The 15767-nt window shown below is 38.2% G+C and carries 16 protein-coding genes and 1 tRNA gene; 3 read left to right on the top strand and 14 right to left on the bottom strand.

The window, feature by feature from the left end:
- Nucleotides 1–11 precede the first annotated feature (11 nt).
- On the bottom strand, nucleotides 12–1973 hold the full coding sequence (locus KK060_RS14650) for a sensor histidine kinase (protein ID WP_254154503.1): 1962 nt from the start codon (nucleotides 1971–1973) through the stop codon (nucleotides 12–14).
- Nucleotides 1974–2350: 377 nt separating this feature from the next.
- On the opposite strand from KK060_RS14650, the gene KK060_RS14645 reads away from it, so the two are divergent.
- On the top strand, nucleotides 2351–2920 hold the full coding sequence (locus tag KK060_RS14645) for a hypothetical protein (protein WP_254154502.1): 570 nt from the start codon (nucleotides 2351–2353) through the stop codon (nucleotides 2918–2920).
- 1 nt (nucleotide 2921) lies between these two features.
- On the opposite strand, the gene hisIE is transcribed toward KK060_RS14645, so the two are convergent.
- The 11 genes from hisIE to gap all read right to left on the bottom strand — a co-directional run bounded on the left by hisIE (nucleotide 2922) and on the right by gap (nucleotide 13083).
- Nucleotides 2922–3524: a bifunctional phosphoribosyl-AMP cyclohydrolase/phosphoribosyl-ATP diphosphatase HisIE gene (hisIE, locus tag KK060_RS14640; RefSeq protein ID WP_254154501.1), complete on the bottom strand. Its 603-nt coding sequence runs from the start codon at nucleotides 3522–3524 to the stop codon at nucleotides 2922–2924.
- A 12-nt stretch (nucleotides 3525–3536) separates the two neighbouring features.
- Nucleotides 3537–4292, bottom strand: coding sequence for an imidazole glycerol phosphate synthase subunit HisF (hisF, locus tag KK060_RS14635; protein WP_254154500.1), 756 nt, complete (start codon nucleotides 4290–4292; stop codon nucleotides 3537–3539).
- Between the two features lie 2 nt (nucleotides 4293–4294).
- Nucleotides 4295–5008 (bottom strand): 1-(5-phosphoribosyl)-5-[(5-phosphoribosylamino)methylideneamino]imidazole-4-carboxamide isomerase, encoded by a 714-nt coding sequence (gene hisA / locus KK060_RS14630; protein ID WP_254154499.1) that lies wholly within the window; start codon nucleotides 5006–5008, stop codon nucleotides 4295–4297.
- Nucleotides 5005–5592, bottom strand: coding sequence for an imidazole glycerol phosphate synthase subunit HisH (hisH, locus tag KK060_RS14625; protein ID WP_254154498.1), 588 nt, complete (start codon nucleotides 5590–5592; stop codon nucleotides 5005–5007). The genes hisA and hisH overlap by 4 nt, the downstream gene beginning before the upstream one ends.
- Nucleotides 5589–6704, bottom strand: a complete 1116-nt coding sequence (gene hisB / locus KK060_RS14620; protein ID WP_254154497.1) for a bifunctional histidinol-phosphatase/imidazoleglycerol-phosphate dehydratase HisB — start codon at nucleotides 6702–6704, stop codon at nucleotides 5589–5591. The genes hisH and hisB overlap by 4 nt, the downstream gene beginning before the upstream one ends.
- A complete protein-coding gene (gene hisC, locus KK060_RS14615; protein ID WP_254154496.1) occupies nucleotides 6701–7747 on the bottom strand; it encodes a histidinol-phosphate transaminase in 1047 nt (348 codons plus the stop codon). The genes hisB and hisC overlap by 4 nt, the downstream gene beginning before the upstream one ends.
- 6 nt (nucleotides 7748–7753) lie before the next feature.
- Complete coding sequence (gene hisD, locus KK060_RS14610; RefSeq protein ID WP_254154495.1) at nucleotides 7754–9037, bottom strand: histidinol dehydrogenase; 1284 nt, start codon at nucleotides 9035–9037, stop codon at nucleotides 7754–7756.
- 18 nt (nucleotides 9038–9055) lie between these two features.
- Nucleotides 9056–9916: an ATP phosphoribosyltransferase gene (hisG, locus tag KK060_RS14605; RefSeq protein ID WP_254154494.1), complete on the bottom strand. Its 861-nt coding sequence runs from the start codon at nucleotides 9914–9916 to the stop codon at nucleotides 9056–9058.
- 305 nt (nucleotides 9917–10221) lie between these two features.
- Nucleotides 10222–10665 (bottom strand): hypothetical protein, encoded by a 444-nt coding sequence (locus tag KK060_RS14600; RefSeq protein ID WP_254154493.1) that lies wholly within the window; start codon nucleotides 10663–10665, stop codon nucleotides 10222–10224.
- A gap of 87 nt (nucleotides 10666–10752) precedes the next feature.
- Complete coding sequence (locus KK060_RS14595) at nucleotides 10753–11949, bottom strand: tetratricopeptide repeat protein (protein ID WP_254154492.1); 1197 nt, start codon at nucleotides 11947–11949, stop codon at nucleotides 10753–10755.
- A gap of 135 nt (nucleotides 11950–12084) precedes the next feature.
- A complete protein-coding gene (gene gap, locus KK060_RS14590; RefSeq protein WP_254154491.1) occupies nucleotides 12085–13083 on the bottom strand; it encodes a type I glyceraldehyde-3-phosphate dehydrogenase in 999 nt (332 codons plus the stop codon).
- A gap of 157 nt (nucleotides 13084–13240) precedes the next feature.
- Between gap and KK060_RS14585 the strand changes: the two genes are divergently transcribed.
- Nucleotides 13241–13312, top strand: a tRNA-Glu gene (locus KK060_RS14585).
- A gap of 422 nt (nucleotides 13313–13734) precedes the next feature.
- On the opposite strand, the gene KK060_RS14580 is transcribed toward KK060_RS14585, so the two are convergent.
- Both KK060_RS14580 and KK060_RS14575 read right to left on the bottom strand, forming a co-directional pair.
- Nucleotides 13735–13929, bottom strand: a complete 195-nt coding sequence (locus KK060_RS14580; RefSeq protein WP_254154490.1) for a hypothetical protein — start codon at nucleotides 13927–13929, stop codon at nucleotides 13735–13737.
- A gap of 165 nt (nucleotides 13930–14094) precedes the next feature.
- On the bottom strand, nucleotides 14095–14250 hold the full coding sequence (locus tag KK060_RS14575) for a hypothetical protein (RefSeq protein WP_254154489.1): 156 nt from the start codon (nucleotides 14248–14250) through the stop codon (nucleotides 14095–14097).
- A gap of 784 nt (nucleotides 14251–15034) precedes the next feature.
- Between KK060_RS14575 and KK060_RS14570 the strand changes: the two genes are divergently transcribed.
- Nucleotides 15035–15670, top strand: a complete 636-nt coding sequence (locus KK060_RS14570; RefSeq protein ID WP_254154488.1) for a helix-turn-helix transcriptional regulator — start codon at nucleotides 15035–15037, stop codon at nucleotides 15668–15670.
- Nucleotides 15671–15767 lie beyond the last annotated feature (97 nt).

The following is a 15767-nucleotide window of genomic DNA, read 5'->3' as shown; positions in this document are numbered from 1 at the left end:
TGCCCCACGTTTTAACTTTTTGATTTCACCATCCACAGCGACGCCTCTTCTACGGAAGGAAAAAACCTGAATTCAACACCAAATTTGAGAAGATTATTATGTATTCCCAGGTAGTAATCTTTGATGTTTTCATCAGCATATGCATCTGATATTCCGATTGCTGCAACTTTTTTTATACCGTAGCGGGCGGCTTCCGGAATCATCGTTTCAAATGCCCACTGTTGGTCTTCCTTTCCTACATGACCCTGATTTCTCAGATCGGTTATGTAATTAGGGGTACTGTAGACTTTAAAGAACTCAACACATTTTGCAAAAATGTTTCTATACTCGTTTCCGGGTACAGGCCCATTCCATATAACGCCTGTTGAATCAAGTGTTGCATCGTAGAAAATGCTTGCATACTTACTTTCGTGAAGTATTTGTCTATCTATATTAATTGGCTTAGCAAGATACACAGTGAATTTAGTAAAGCGGTTAACTTCACTTTCAACTTCGATATGGCCACCTAGTATTTCTGTCTGCAGTTTTACGAGGTATAAGCCCAAACCTCTTCCTTCAGTGTGATAGTGAAATCTTTTATATAGCCTAAACAAGTTGTCTTTATGACTTTTTAAATCAATACCTAACCCATTATCTTTAACATGTATAATGAAATGATTTTCATTATAGTGACAGGAGATGTTAATCTCAGGAGGCCGTTCATGCGACCTGTATTTTATTGCATTTGTTATGAGATTATATAAGATGCTGTGTAGCATCGGCTTTACTGAAAAAATTTCTGTACACTGGCTGAAATTTGTTTTAATGGAAATGCCCAGTTGATTTATTTCTTTTTTATGTATTTCGATTATTTCTGAAACTTCTTTGTCAAGATCTATCTTTTGTCTTATGTTGAACAAGTCGTGGCGGATATCAATAATATTAGACAGGTCTTTAATGATACTATCCAGTCGTTGAACAGAACTATTGATGTGACTGAAGATTTCTGTATTCTCTTTACTGAGATTTTCTTTGCTGATGAGATTGATAAGTCCTCCTAAACTCGCAACAGGGCCGCGAAGATTGTGAGACACCGTGTAAGAGAACTGGCGCAACTCATTATTGTGCTTGATTAACTCGTTATTTGTTTTTGTAAGGTTGTTATTAATTGTTACGAGTTCGCTTGAAAGGTCGTTGTTTGTTTTTAACAGCCTTTCTTTTTGTTGTTCTATAAGCTGGTAGGCTTCCTGTAACTTTGTTTGACTGGCATTTAAATTCTCAGTTTGGGCTGTAATCTCCTGATTCTGGATTTCAATTTCTTTATTCTTACTGAGAAGTTCGTTGTTGATCTTATGGAGGTCGTTTATAAGGGCTTCCGTTTTGATTTCGTTTTCTTCGGAGATTCTTTTCAGGAAAAGTACTGCACCAACCATTATTGCATACGTAATGGTAACCACCACGTTGATGAAATAATAATTTGACTCTTTGAGCATATCATGTTTTGAATAAGGGACATTAAATGCCTGGTGGAGCGGATCAAATAAAATAAGGATTAAATAGTTTAAGATTGATACGCCGAAAAGGAATCTTTTTTCCCTGATAGAAAAAAAAATGGAAGGGAAAACGCTACTTGATAAAATAATGAATCTAAAGCTAAAGTAGTCGAGTTCTTCCTGTCTATAGAAGTAGATATTTTTTGAATATATTGATAATGCCATTGTGGTAACCGGAATTACCAAACAAAGCCAGGTTCTGCTAAGAGCCGAAAGGTTAAAGTAGTTGAGAAGAATGGAGGAGAGGCATAGTACAGCAATTGCTGGTATTGTAGCGGTAATTACACTCCAATCGTACCACAGGTAGTATAATGTAAAAAGTAGTATACCTAACAAAAACAGAATTACACTAAGGAGGTTGCAGAGGTAAATGCTTCTTCTTTCGGAAGCATTTCTGGCAAAACCTATCCCTGTGTATACAAGTTTATGCAGAATTTGCATTAGATAAGATTAAGGCCCGACTTATACAAATTTACATAATATCGGCAAGAAATTCATGGTAATACACTAAATGAAAACCAAACATGGTGTTGGTAACGTTATTTCTACCCTTTTTTAAAGGTGCAGGAGTAGATTATTTAAACGAAATAAAAACTGTAATTAAAAATGGCAAGCGTATTGTTACTTAATACTTTGAAGGAGAAAATTCTAATGAGCATTAATTCGATTTGCGGTATTGAATTGGGAATAAAAAAGTTGTAAATCGTATCCTGGAATTGTTGTGTTTACAAATTACCAATATTTTATCGCTATGGCATTGTTTAATTTAAAGCTGTAAAGGCGATTTGGAAGACACGCATTATGTTTTAAACCTCGTTATGCGAAATATTTACATTGTTCTGCTATTTGTTTTTTTATTTACCCAAGCCCATGCACAAGGTAAAAGCACACGTTTTTTTTCTAAAAAGAAGTATCAATACGAGCAAGTTGATTTAGAAAATATGATGAGAAGATATTTTCTGAAGGAATCAACCCATGCTGTAGAAGGTATTTATTCTGTTTCCTGTGTTATCTCAAAGACGGGGAAAGGGCTGTTATCTTCTCAAGAAAAATCAAAGATTGTAGAACGTAAAGAAAATTATGCCCGCGTAGCTATAATGAAAGACCGGATGGGTACTAAACGCGATTTTATTGAAGTATCTTTAAGTTATAAGGATGATAAGAAATACCCCATAGTGGGAGATCTTAATAGCATTGCAGAAGGTAAGGGTTTTATTTACCATCATACAGAGCCAAGTGGTGAAGTAATTAATTTCTCAATGGTTAATGAATCGCCCGAATTAATAGAGGGTGAGTATTCTGTGGTTAAAAGGCAAAAAACAATTACCTATAAGCTTTCTTATATCAAGATTTTCCCGAAAGGTGAAAGTATTGTTATTAATGACTAGGCTATTTGCTGTGCCTTTTTTTAAGTATTTCTACAACATCTGAAAGCGAGAAGCCTTTTTGTACAAGTAGTACCAGGAAATGATAAAGCAGGTCAGCACTTTCATTAAGAAATAATTCTTTATTGTTATCCTTTGCTTCTATCACTATCTCTACTGCTTCTTCTCCAACCTTCTGTGCTATTTTATTAATTCCTGATTCAAAAAGGGAAGTTGTATAAGAACCTTTTTTGGGATTCTTTTTTCTGTCTTGAATGATTGACTCTAACGTGAGGAGAGAAAAATCTTTGTTGGATTCGTTGAAGCATGTATCAGCCCCTGTGTGACATACGGGACCAATAGGGTGCGCTTTAATTAGTATTGAGTCACTGTCGCAGTCAACTAAAATATCATGTACTTCAAGAAAATTACCCGAAGTTTCTCCTTTAGTCCAGAGGCGATTTTTAGTGCGACTATAGAAAGTTACCCTTTTTTCGCGGATTGTCTTATTGAAAGCTTCTTCGTTCATGAAGCCAAGCATTAGGACATTTTTTGTGTTAGCGTCCTGAACAATGCAGGGAACAAGACCATTTAGTTTCTGAAAATCTATATTATCAGTAATTATCATTCTTTAACAAAATTATAGCCTTACATTAACTCCATTATTTTTAAGAAACAATTTTAAATCCGGGATGTCTACTTCACGGAAATGAAATATGCTGGCAGCAAGCGCTGCATCCGCTTTCCCTTTAGTAAAAGCTTCAACAAAATGTTCTTTATTACCCGCACCGCCAGATGCAATTACCGGAATATTAAGAAGGTTGTGAAGCGCGTTCAAGGCTTCAGTTGCAAAGCCGGCCTTGGTTCCATCATGGTCCATACTTGTGAAGAGTATTTCACCTGCACCTCTTTCCTGGCCTTCTTTTGCCCACGGAAACAACCGGATATCGGTTGCCTGCCTGCCTCCATTTGTATGTACTAACCAATTATCATTAACGGTTCTTGCGTCTATTGCAAGAACGATGCATTGTGAACCAAATGCTCTGGAAAGATCATCAATAAGCTTCGGATTTCTTACAGCAGCTGAGTTAATACTAACCTTGTCAGCGCCAGCTTCAAGCAGCGGGGCGACATCCTGCACGCTGCTTATACCACCGCCTACTGTAAAGGGTATATTTATATGACGCGCAATATCTTTTACAAGGGAAGCGAAAGTTTTTCTTTTTTCGTTGGTGGCCGATATATCGAGAAATACTAATTCATCAGCACCGTGTTGTGCATATAAAGAACCAAGCTCAACCGGATCGCCCGCGTCTCTTATGTTTAAAAAATTAATCCCTTTTACTGTGCGTCCGTCCTTAATATCAAGACAAGGTATTATTCTCTTTGTAAGCATTCCTAAAGAGTTACAAGTTGTTTAAGGTTTAATTTGCCTTCGTAGATTGCTTTGCCAATAATGACCCCGAAGACACCGATTGATTGTAGTGTTTGAAGATCCTCAAAGGATCCAACTCCACCACTTGCAATAAGTTTTATGCTGCTATAGTTGGTTATGAGATGCTGATATAAGCCGATGTTTGGTCCTTTTAAAGTACCATCGGTACTAATGTCGGTACATGTAATATGATTGAGTTGATGTTTTTGAAAGTTGCTTATGAAGTCATCAATTGTTAGTTGTGATTTTTCCTGCCATCCATGTATTGCAATAATTTCATCTTTAACATCAGCACCTAGGATCAATTTTTCTGCCCCATATTTCTTACTCCATGATATTACTTTGTCAGGTTCTTTTACGGCAATGCTTCCGAGGTTTACCTGCGCTACGCCAAGATCGAACAAATTTTTTACCTCCTCATCAGTTTTTATACCACCACCAAAATCGATAATCAACTTTGTTTTTGATGAAATTTCTTCAACTACTTTCCAGTTAGTTACTCTTCCTGCCCTGGCTCCATCGAGGTCTACAAGGTGAAGATATTTTAGTCCGGCCTGCTCGAAGCTTTGGGCTACTTCAACGGGGTTTTCGTTGTAAATCTTTTTTTGCTGATAATCTCCTTGTGTAAGGCGAACGCATTTGCCATCAATAATATCTATAGCGGGTATTATTCTCATAAATCTAAGAAGCTTTTTAAAACCAGTTCACCAGTTGAAGCTGACTTTTCCGGATGAAATTGGACTCCATAAAAATTATCTTTTTTTAAAGCTGCACTAAAGGGATTGATGTAGTCTGTTAGAGCCGATGTGTATCGGTTGACCGGAACATAAAAACTGTGAACAAAATATACGTATTGGTCTGATAGCTCAGGGTTGAGCCAGGAGTCTTCCCTCAAGAGCAATTTATTCCAACCCATGTGCGGAACCTTCATGGTGCTTTCAGGAATAAACCGCTTCACGTCTTCATCAAATATACCCAGGCAGGGTGTGTTATTTTCTTCCGAGAACCGGCACATCAACTGCATGCCTAAGCAAACACCAAGTACGGGCTGCGTTAATGATTTTATCAGTTGGTCTAATTTCTTTTCTTTTAGAAAAGTCATTGTAGTACTTGCTTCACCTACGCCAGGAAAAATTACTTTATCTGCTTTGCGGATTTGCTCTGCATCATCAGTTATATTGAAGCTTATGCCTAAGCGTTCAAGGGCGAAGCTTACCGATTGAATATTTCCTGCATTATATTTTATTAATACGAGGTTCATAGAATTCCTTTGGTTGATGGCAATTGATTCCCTTCTTTCTTTACTGCCATTTTGATTGATTTCGCGAAGGCCTTAAAAATAGCTTCGATTTTATGATGTTCATTATTTCCTTCCGCTTTAATATTGAGGTTACATTTTGCTGTATCAGAGAAGGACTTAAAAAAATGATAGAACATTTCAGTGGGCATTTCACCAATCTTCTCGCGTTTAAATTCGGCTTCCCAGACGAGCCATGGCCTTCCTCCAAAATCTATAGCTACTCGTGCGAGGCAATCATCCATAGGAAGGCAGAAGCCATAACGTTCTATTCCTTTTTTGTCAACCAATGCTTTTATAAATGCGTCACCAAGGGCGAGGGCAGTATCTTCAATAGTATGATGTTCATCAATGTGCAAATCTCCTTTTACGTTAACAACAAGATCAAGATTTCCGTGCCTTGCCAACTGATCAAGCATATGATCAAAAAAACCTAACCCGGTATTAATGGAAGATTTTCCATTTCCATCAAGGTTAACTTCTATGTTAATATCCGTTTCCTTGGTAGTTCTTGCTACAGAAGCACTTCGTTGAGGCTTACTCAGGAGCTTGTAAATCTCATTCCATGACGTTGTTGTTAGTGAGCAATAATCCTCGAGTTGTAGCTCAATAATTTTTTCTGACAAGCTTCCATTGTTAATTAAGATAGCCTTTGCACCCAGGTTCTTTGCGAGCTCAACATCGGTAGCTCTATCGCCAATGACATATGAATTTTTGAGATCGTATTCCTTTGAAAAGAATTCGGTAAGCATTCCTGTTCCTGGCTTCCGGGTTGACTTCATTTCGTGAGGAAAAGATCGGTCTATGAATGTTTTGCTAAAGATGATACCTTCGTTTTCAAACGCTTTAATCATTTTTTCGTGCGCTGGCCAGAAGGTATTCTCGGGGAAACTATCTGTTCCTAGTCCATCCTGATTTGTGACCATAACCAACTCATAATCTAAATCTTTAGCAATACGCGAAAGTGAAGAAAATACACCCGGGTAGAACTCTAATTTTTCCAGGCTGTCGATTTGCTGATCAGGTGGCTCAGTTATTAGCGTTCCATCTCTATCAATAAAAAGTACCTTCTTCATAATTGTTTTAGTGCTTTGATCAATGTTTCATTTTCTTCAGGTGTTCCTACGGTGATACGCAGACAGTTATAACATAAGGAAACACGGGATCTATCCCTTACGATTATTTTGTTATCCGTTAAGTAACGGTATGTAGCATTGGCATCCTGAACCCTGACAAGAATAAAATTGGAATCGGTAGGGTATACTTTATCCACAATTTTTAGACCTTTTAAAGCTTTGATGAGCTTATCGCGCTGGTTTAATATTTCATCTACCCAAATGTCTTTTTTGTATGCATTTTCCAACGCCTCCAGCGAAAGCTCCTGTGTTCGGATGTTGACGTTGTAAGGGTACTTTATCTTATTGAGAATTGAAATTATCTCTTCGGATGCGAAACACATACCCAGACGAAGTCCTGCAAGCCCCCATGCTTTGGAAAAGGTTTGAAGTACAACAAGATTAGGATACTTCTTCAATTCCTGTACAAAGCTTCTGCTGTTCGAAAAATCGATGTAAGCTTCATCAATAACCACAAGGCCATAGAAGCGATTTAACACTTCAATGATCTTATCTCTGCTTAATAAGTTACCTGTAGGATTGTTGGGGCTGCAAAGGAAAATTATTTTAGTTGTTGCATCAAAAGCATTGGGAAATGCATCCAGGTCGAGGTCAAATTCTGGTGTTAGCAGAACTTGTTGGATGTTTACTGCATTAACGTCGGCACAAACTGCGTACATCCCATAGGTTGGTTCAGTAATAAGTATGGAATCGTGGTTGGGCTCACAGAATGCACGGATAAGGAGGTCTATAGCTTCATCACTGCCATTGCCCAAAAATATCTGTGAAGCATCTACACCTTTAAGTGCTGCCAGTTTCTCTTTTACTTCTTTTTGAAGGGGATCAGGATATCTATTGTATGGTGTAGGATAAGGATTTTCGTTTGCGTCAAGAAAGACTTCAGCTTCTCCTTTAAACTCATCTCTAGCTGATGAGTATGGCTTCATGGTTAGAATGTTTTTCCGGACCAATGTGCGGATATCTATAAATGATTTTCCTTTCATCTTGTTTTAGTTTAGGGTTTGAAGTCTTACAGTTATGGCTTTCTTATGACCTAAAAGTTCTTCAGCTTCTGCCATTTGTTCTACAATTGGTCCGATATTCTTAATTCCTTCTTCTGAGATCTTTTGGTATGTAATATACTTTAAGAAGCTATCAAGAGATACACCTGCATAAGCCTTGGCAAATCCATTGGTGGGCAAGGTGTGGTTTGTACCAGAGGCATAATCGCCCACAGCTTCTGGTGAATAGTTACCGATAAAAACAGAACCTGCATTGATAACTTTGTCAATTATACTGTCAGCGTCTTTCACCATTACAATGAGGTGCTCAGGAGCATACGCATTGATAAATTCAATTGCAGAGGTGCTGTCGTTAAAAATAGCAACCCTGCTATTGAATAATGATTTTTCTGCTATTGCTTTTCGGGGTAAATCGTTGAGTTGTTTGTCAATTTCTTTCTGTATCGCACTCAGGATTATTTCATTGCTCAGTACCAATACAACCTGGCTATCTTCTCCGTGTTCTGCCTGTGATAACAGATCTGCAGCAATAAAGCTAGGGTTTGCTGTTTCATCTGCAAAAACTAAAACTTCTGATGGTCCTGCAGGCATATCGATGGCAAGTCCGTCTTCTGTTACGAGTTGTTTCGCTTTTGTCACATACTGATTGCCAGGGCCAAAGATTTTATAAACATTCGGTATGCTTTCTGTTCCATAAGCCATTGCCGCAATTGCCTGGGCTCCTCCAACGCGGAATATTTTTGTTACGCCAACCAGTTGCGCTGCAAAGAGTATTGCAGGGTTAATATTCCCTTCTTTGTCAGGAGGCGTGCAAAGTATAATTTCAGAGCAGCCTGCAAGTTTTGCTGGTATTCCCAGCATTAATACAGTAGAGAACAGGGGAGCAGAGCCACCTGGAATATAGATACCAATTCTGTTAATAGGTACAGCCTTTCGCCAGCACACTACACCAGGCATGGTTTCGACTTGTACATCCTGACGCTTTTGGGTTGCGTGGAATTTTCTGATGTTATCTGCAGCAACTTCTATTGCTTGTTTTAAAGCTGCGGGTAGTGACCGGGTAGCGTTATTAAGTTCTGAAGCATCAACTTCAATTGATTTGATTTCTGCCTTATCAAATTGCAATGTTAATTCACGCAGTGCACGATCTCCTGAAACTTTAACACGATTGATAATATTGCGGACACCACTATCCAGAAAGTCTAATGCGAGTTGCGGCCTTTTTACTATTTCGTTCCAGCTTTCTCTTGATGGATTATTAAATATTTTCATTGGCGGTTAATTCAATTATTAAACAATCATTTTTTCTATTGGCACTACAAGAATTCCCTCTGCACCAAAGCCTCTAAGCTGGTCTATCTTCTCCCAGAAATCGTTCTCATCTACAACGGAATGTAGCGAACTCCAACCTGGTCTTGCTAATGGAATAATGGTGGGGCTCTTCATACCTGGAATTACACTTGTTATTTTGTCAATGGCGTCATTGGGGCAGTTAAGAAGAATGTACTTGTTATTTTTTGCTTTCTGTACTGCTTCAATGCGGAATAAGAGCTTGTCGAGTATTTGTTGTTTCTCAGGAGCCAGTTGTGGTGTAGCAATAATCACAGCCTCAGATTGCATGACTACTTCTACTTCTTTTAAACCATTGCTAAGGAGGGTTCCTCCTGTACTTACCAGGTCACAAATAGCATCTGCAAGGCCGATACCCGGAGCTATTTCAACGGAGCCGCTGATCTCGTGGATGCCAGCATTTATATTATGCTTTGATAAAAAATTCTTGACGATGTTAGGGTAGGAGGTGGCAATATTCTTGCCTTGTAGAGATTGTACACCTCCATAATTTTCTGCTCGCGGTATGGCAATGGAGAGTCTGCATTTAGCAAAATCGAGTCTTCTGATGAGTTGGTTTTTCTTTTGTTTTTCAAGAAGGATGTTCTCACCTACAATACCTACGTCAGCTACTTTATCTTCGACGTATTGAGGTATATCATCATCACGGAGGAAGAGAACTTCAACTGGAAAATTTCTTGCCTGAGTTTTAAGCTGTTCTTTTCCATTGCTGAAGGATAATCCACTTTCTTTAAGAAGGTCAAGTGAGCCCTCTTGCAGCCTACCAGATTTTTGAATTGCAATTCGCAGTAGTGTTTCCATTTACATTTGTATTAAAAAAAAAGGCTTGTCGGTGTGACAAGCCTTTGAAATTCTTCATTATAAAAAACTCAAAATAGTACTTTGCCACGCATCGCGAGGATATCATGATGATGGTGGTGAAGTGCTATATTAAGTGATCTGTTCATAATTGTGCACCAAATAACTAAATTGATTTGATAACTACAAATATATAAGCAATTAAGAATATGGAAAGGTTTGAAACGCTTCGTTTTAGCAGAAAACCAACTGCGCGTTTGTTCTTGTAATTCAAGATACCTTAACCTAATGCAATCCATGCGAATGGTTTACGCCACTACGTCAGGGTCGTAAAGCTTCAAGAATTCAATTACTTCATCCTGGCCTTTGAGTGGCTTAGGTTCGTCGTAATCCGCAGTAGCAATGGATTTAAAAAGTTCGCTAACAACATCCGGTTTAAAGCCAAGTCTTTCTGCATATACTGTTGCAACCTCAAGTTCTATGTCTTCGACTACCTTATCAAGGTAGATCATGTAAACCAGGTGATAAATAGATTCAAGTCGTTCTATTTTTTCCTGCGGTTGTGAGAATTTCAATAATGAGATGTCGATGCCCCTCTTCAGGTCTTCAGGATTTAATTTGAGCTGAAATCCCCATTTGAGAAGGCATCTCAAAAAACGACTTTCAATATTCTCCTGATCCAGGAATAAGGCGAGGATATTAAGATAACTTTTAGTTAGCGAGTGAATTTGTTCTTTAGTAAGATCTGTCATAAATGTTTGTGGCTGAATTTTTCGATAATATCAGGCCTTAGGATTTTAATACAAGGTAATCATTCTAAGCGACAGTATGTGGATTATCTATCGTTGTTGCAGTGCGATATAGCAGTACTTGCGCTGAAGTCTGTCGATATTCAGAATGCCAAATTGTTTCGCTTTTGAAATGTCTTCGCAGACGTTGCTGTAGTCCTGGATATTAATAGCAGCCAGGGCTCTCATGTAATAAGGATCGGCTTGATTTCGTCTCAAAAAAATGGCCCAGTTGCAGTCAGTAACAGCTTCTTTATACCTTTTTAATTTAATATTGGCTTGAGCCTTTGCAACAAAAAGGTGATAGTAGATGTCAGGAGCGTCAGCTGAATTCATTACTATCTGAAAGGCTCTTCCGTAAACATCACTAAAGTTTTCTTTAAACAATCTCTTGCCTAAAGTAAAGTAGCGCAGTGCTTCCTCGGGTTTGTTTAACTTGTGAAGGTTAATCATTCCTATTTCATAGATCAATGCAAGGTTATGAGGCTCCTCAGCGTGCAACTGTTTCAGTACTTCAATTGATTGCTGATAATTTCCCATATTGTACTCACACAGATATATATTCTGTAACGTTTCGGAGCGAAGCGGATGCTCATAATTTTTTAGAACGTTATAGTGAGAAATTGCTGAAGAGAAATTACGGAGTTTGAATTCGAGGTCTGCTTGTTTGCGGAGGGCGCCCACGAGACTGTCTTTTGCAAAACTATATCTGTATTCCAGTGGATCTTTCTCCTCCAGGTTACTAATTAACTTAAAGGCATCGTCGAAACGTCCGGAGCCAAAAAGGCCATTTACATTTTTAAGTTGTTCCTTATTTGCTCTTGTTTTCTTTAACTCTTGTTTCTCTACATAGTAGTGAGCCGTGCGTACTACGGAGAAGCAAAAACCTGCAATGATCAGAAAAACAAGGAATGCCAGGGCTTGAATTTTAAAATAGTTTTTATCTATACGATATCTGCTTTCCTGCGCTTTTTTCCAGCGATAGTACCTGTTCTTTCTTAGTTCGGCCACGTATAATTCATCGTATACCTGAGCGAGACCATTGATGCGGAGGTCGTATCGTCCTTTTTTTGATGGGTTACAGAGAACCTGATAAGCTTCATTTATTATTTTGAAAAGTTCTTCTGCCTGTCTATTTCCAGGATTACGATCAGGGTGATACAACTTTGCCAGCTTTTTATAAGCTGCCTTTATTTCGCCTGAAGTTGCATTGCGAGATACACCTAAGTCTTCGTAGTAATCTCTCATCACCTGATCCTTTTAAACGTTCGAGGCCGTTATCAAGTGGCCTTACGTCTAAAAGCAGCTAAATCTTTGTGCCTGAAATGAAAAAAGCCGCTAAAAAAGCGGCTTCCTACAAAAAATATTTTTGTTGTAATGAAATTATAATTTCGATAGTTCGAGAACCAAGTCGATCAGTTTGTTAGAATAACCCCACTCGTTATCATACCATGCTACAACTTTTACGAAACGATCATTTAAAGCAATACCTGCTTTAGCATCGAAGATAGAAGTACGTGCATCGCCAAGGAAATCTTGTGATACTACTTCATCTTCAGTATAACCCAATATACCTTTAAGTTCGCCTTCAGAAGCATCTTTCATTGCTTTCTTAATGTCCTCATAAGAGGCAGCTTTTTCTAAACGTACAGTAAGGTCTACAACTGATACGTCTGCCACGGGAACGCGGAATGACATGCCAGTAAGCTTACCTTTTAATTCAGGAATTACAAGAGCAACTGCTTTTGCAGCACCTGTTGAAGAAGGAATAATATTTTGATAAGCACCGCGACCACCTCTCCAATCTTTTGCTGAAGGGCCATCAACGGTTTTTTGCGTTGCTGTAACTGCGTGAACTGTGCTCATTAGTCCTTCTGCAATTCCGAATTTATCGTTTAATACTTTAGCAATAGGAGCAAGACAGTTTGTAGTACAAGAAGCATTAGATACGATAGTGTGCTCTTTTGTTAATTTCTTGTGGTTTACACCCATAACAAAAGTAGGGGTGTCATCTTTAGCAGGAGCCGACATAACAACACGCTTAGCCCCGGCAGTAATATGCTTCTGTGCATCAGCCTGAGTAAGGAATAAACCTGTTGATTCAATAACGATTTCAGCACCAACTTCAGACCATTTAAGGTTTGCAGGATCTTTCTCAGCTGTAACACGGATTTTTTTACCGTTTACAAACAGATTGCCATCTTTTGCTTCAACAGTGCCATCAAATCTACCATGTGTAGAGTCGTACTTAAGCATGTACGCCATATATTCTGGGTCTACAAGATCGTTGATACCTACTATCTCGATATCTTTACGGGTAAGGGCAGCTCTGAAAGCTAAGCGGCCGATTCTACCAAATCCATTAATACCTATTTTGGTCATTTTCGTCTGGTTTAATTTATTGAGGTGTCAAAAATAAAATAGATGAAACCTAAAACAAATGAAAAGTTTAAGGGTTTTGAAAAAAAAATCTCGCATAGGTTTGCAAATAGAAAGTACAGATATATCTTTGCACACCTTTTGACAAACACAGTAACACGGTCCGTTCGTCTAGGGGTTAGGACACAAGATTTTCATTCTTGGAACAGGGGTTCGATTCCCCTACGGACTACTAAAAGGGAAAGTTGGATTAACATCTGATTTCCCTTTTTTCTTTTTTATTTCTTCCCTACTCTTTTCTTAGCATAATAACCAATTCGCACCCTTCTAAATTCCATCCTCCTCCTCTTTAATATTTAGAAATTAAAATAGTGGGATCACAAACGAATGCGGTACTGTCTATCGGTTTTTGATACTTTCTGGATAATCATACACCGGACTGGTATTCTCCGGCAACAGTAATGATGTGTGAAATCTTACTATAGATTATATCAACTGAGGATTTACTCAAGATCTGTTAATACGAAAAATTTGAGTTCAATAAACGTAAGCAAAGGAGTCTATAAATAAAGGCAGCTCCTTAATATAAGGAATAGGCTGCGCTTCCGCAAAGCCTATAGAGAGAGGGTCAATGTATCTTTTATCTAACTAAGGTTACTGAAGCGTATACCTGATGGTCCATCCAAAATCCTTTTTCAACTCCTCAAGCATGGCTAAACCTTGTTGAGTTGGGCCGTGACGAAATAGGTCTCTTGAATATCGAATGTTCCTCCGGTTTATTTGTCTTGTCTTAGCGTTGTTGTAAATGTTCTCGATTATAAAATCGAAAGGTGTAGAATAATTGATCACCTCGCCATTAGCAAAGCTTACGAAGTTAATGTTATGATCGTCTGGCAGAAGTAACTCCCTTGACGTCTACATCATCTAGGTAGCTCTGAGAACTAAACATTTCCAAAGAAGGTATATCGCTTAATGATATATTAAAGTATCGTCCTTCAAGGAGGGTAACAGATTTTAACTTTTGAATGTCTCCTCCCAGGGAAATGAGGTAGTAGCCCCATAGATATCCTCATAGTCGTGTTTCAGTGTTCTGCCATCGTTCGAAGAAAGATTATAGTTTTGTCTAGTTCCGTCTCCCCAATCTACAACAATGGAGCCTGAGGTAGCCAAAGTTACCGCGATAGAAAAGTAGCGTAGAGAACTTAAGTTGAATCTTCCATTATCATAAAATCAGTGACGTTATAAAATACTGGGCTTAATTCGATTGGCTCGGAAGTATAGCTATCACCCATATGGAGAAGTTTTACAGGTTGTCCCTTAATAATTACGTCACCTTGTCATTGTTGAGACTCAACAACAGATAAGCATTTGAGGGTAAACTTATCGAGCTACCTCGCCCTTGTTCGTTATTTGAAGCGGCCGAATCGAAGGAGAACTGAACTTCTTTTAATTGCTGCTTATGCTCTTCATCTGAACATGAAAACATAGCAGCCATTACCGAACAATAAATATAAACTACTTTTTCATTTTTAATTTAGAAGGTCTTTATGTTCAATCACCGAAAAAATTTGATGCTGGTCTCTATAAAGAAAAACCTTATAACACGTTTTAATGGCTGCTTTCTTAAGTAACCACAACGGAATCGCTATGCTATATTTCTATACGGGTGGATTAATATCAAGGTATAGGGGCGATTATGCAGAGAGCTTATGTTGTAACAATCGATCACGATTATGGTGTTGCTTAAAAATGTCAACACATTACACAGTTTATTGACCGTGTCGTTAATACATTCGGCTCAGTAATTTCTATAATCACTATGTATGGTGGCATGAATTTGATCAACCTTTTTTTGACAAAAACTTCTAAGTGGTTTTTCTCTGGAAATTTATTCTAATGTTATTCTAATCTTTCCGGCATTTGTTTTTTCGATTGCGGCAGAAAACCGAAACCTATGAAGAAGTCCAGGAAAAGAATACTCATCATTGATAAAAATCAAATACTGAAGGATGCATTTGTAAAAGAAATGGCTTCAGAAGATTATAATGTTGTAGGGTTCTATAAAGATGTTAAAGCAGCGTTTCTATCGTTATTAAAAAGCAGACCTGAAATTATTGTTGTTGTAGTAGACAGTAATGATGAGTTGGTTGTTCGAACCATAGGGAAGATTAAAAGTCAGTTTCCTGCAATCAAATTGCTTGTGCAATGCGACCTTGATTATGATGACCTTATCTTCGATTTACTTACAATTGGTCTGGCTGGACTTTCAAACATAAGCAGAACGTGGGAGTCGATGGAGCAAATCCTTCATGACGTTGACAGGGGTGTATACCCTATCACACCTGCTGTTACAAGAAAGATATTCGAGAGCTTTCAATTAAACAAGTTTGCAGAGTTGTCAACGCGGCAGAATGAGATATTAAGGCTTATGATTATGGGAGCAACGTATAGTACAATTGCTGATAAACTTGGTATCTCAAGAGAGACAGCTAAAACACACATGAAGAACCTATATCGCAAATTGCAGGTACACTCAAAAGAAGAAGCGCTTGCCAAAGCTGTAGAAGACAAGTTAATACTTGTCATTTAACCAGGTTTACTTAATACCACAATAATGGGGATAGGGTAAAAATTTACCTAACGTCTTTAACGGTAAAAGTATTTTTTTCTCGCAGTATCTCATCATA

Source organism: Chryseosolibacter indicum (assembly GCF_018598585.1).
In the GTDB taxonomy this organism is placed as follows: Bacteria; Bacteroidota; Bacteroidia; order Cytophagales; family Cyclobacteriaceae; genus Chryseosolibacter; species Chryseosolibacter indicus.
The sequence above is the reverse complement of the archived record's forward strand: the minus strand, read 5'-3'. Positions and strand labels throughout refer to the sequence as shown.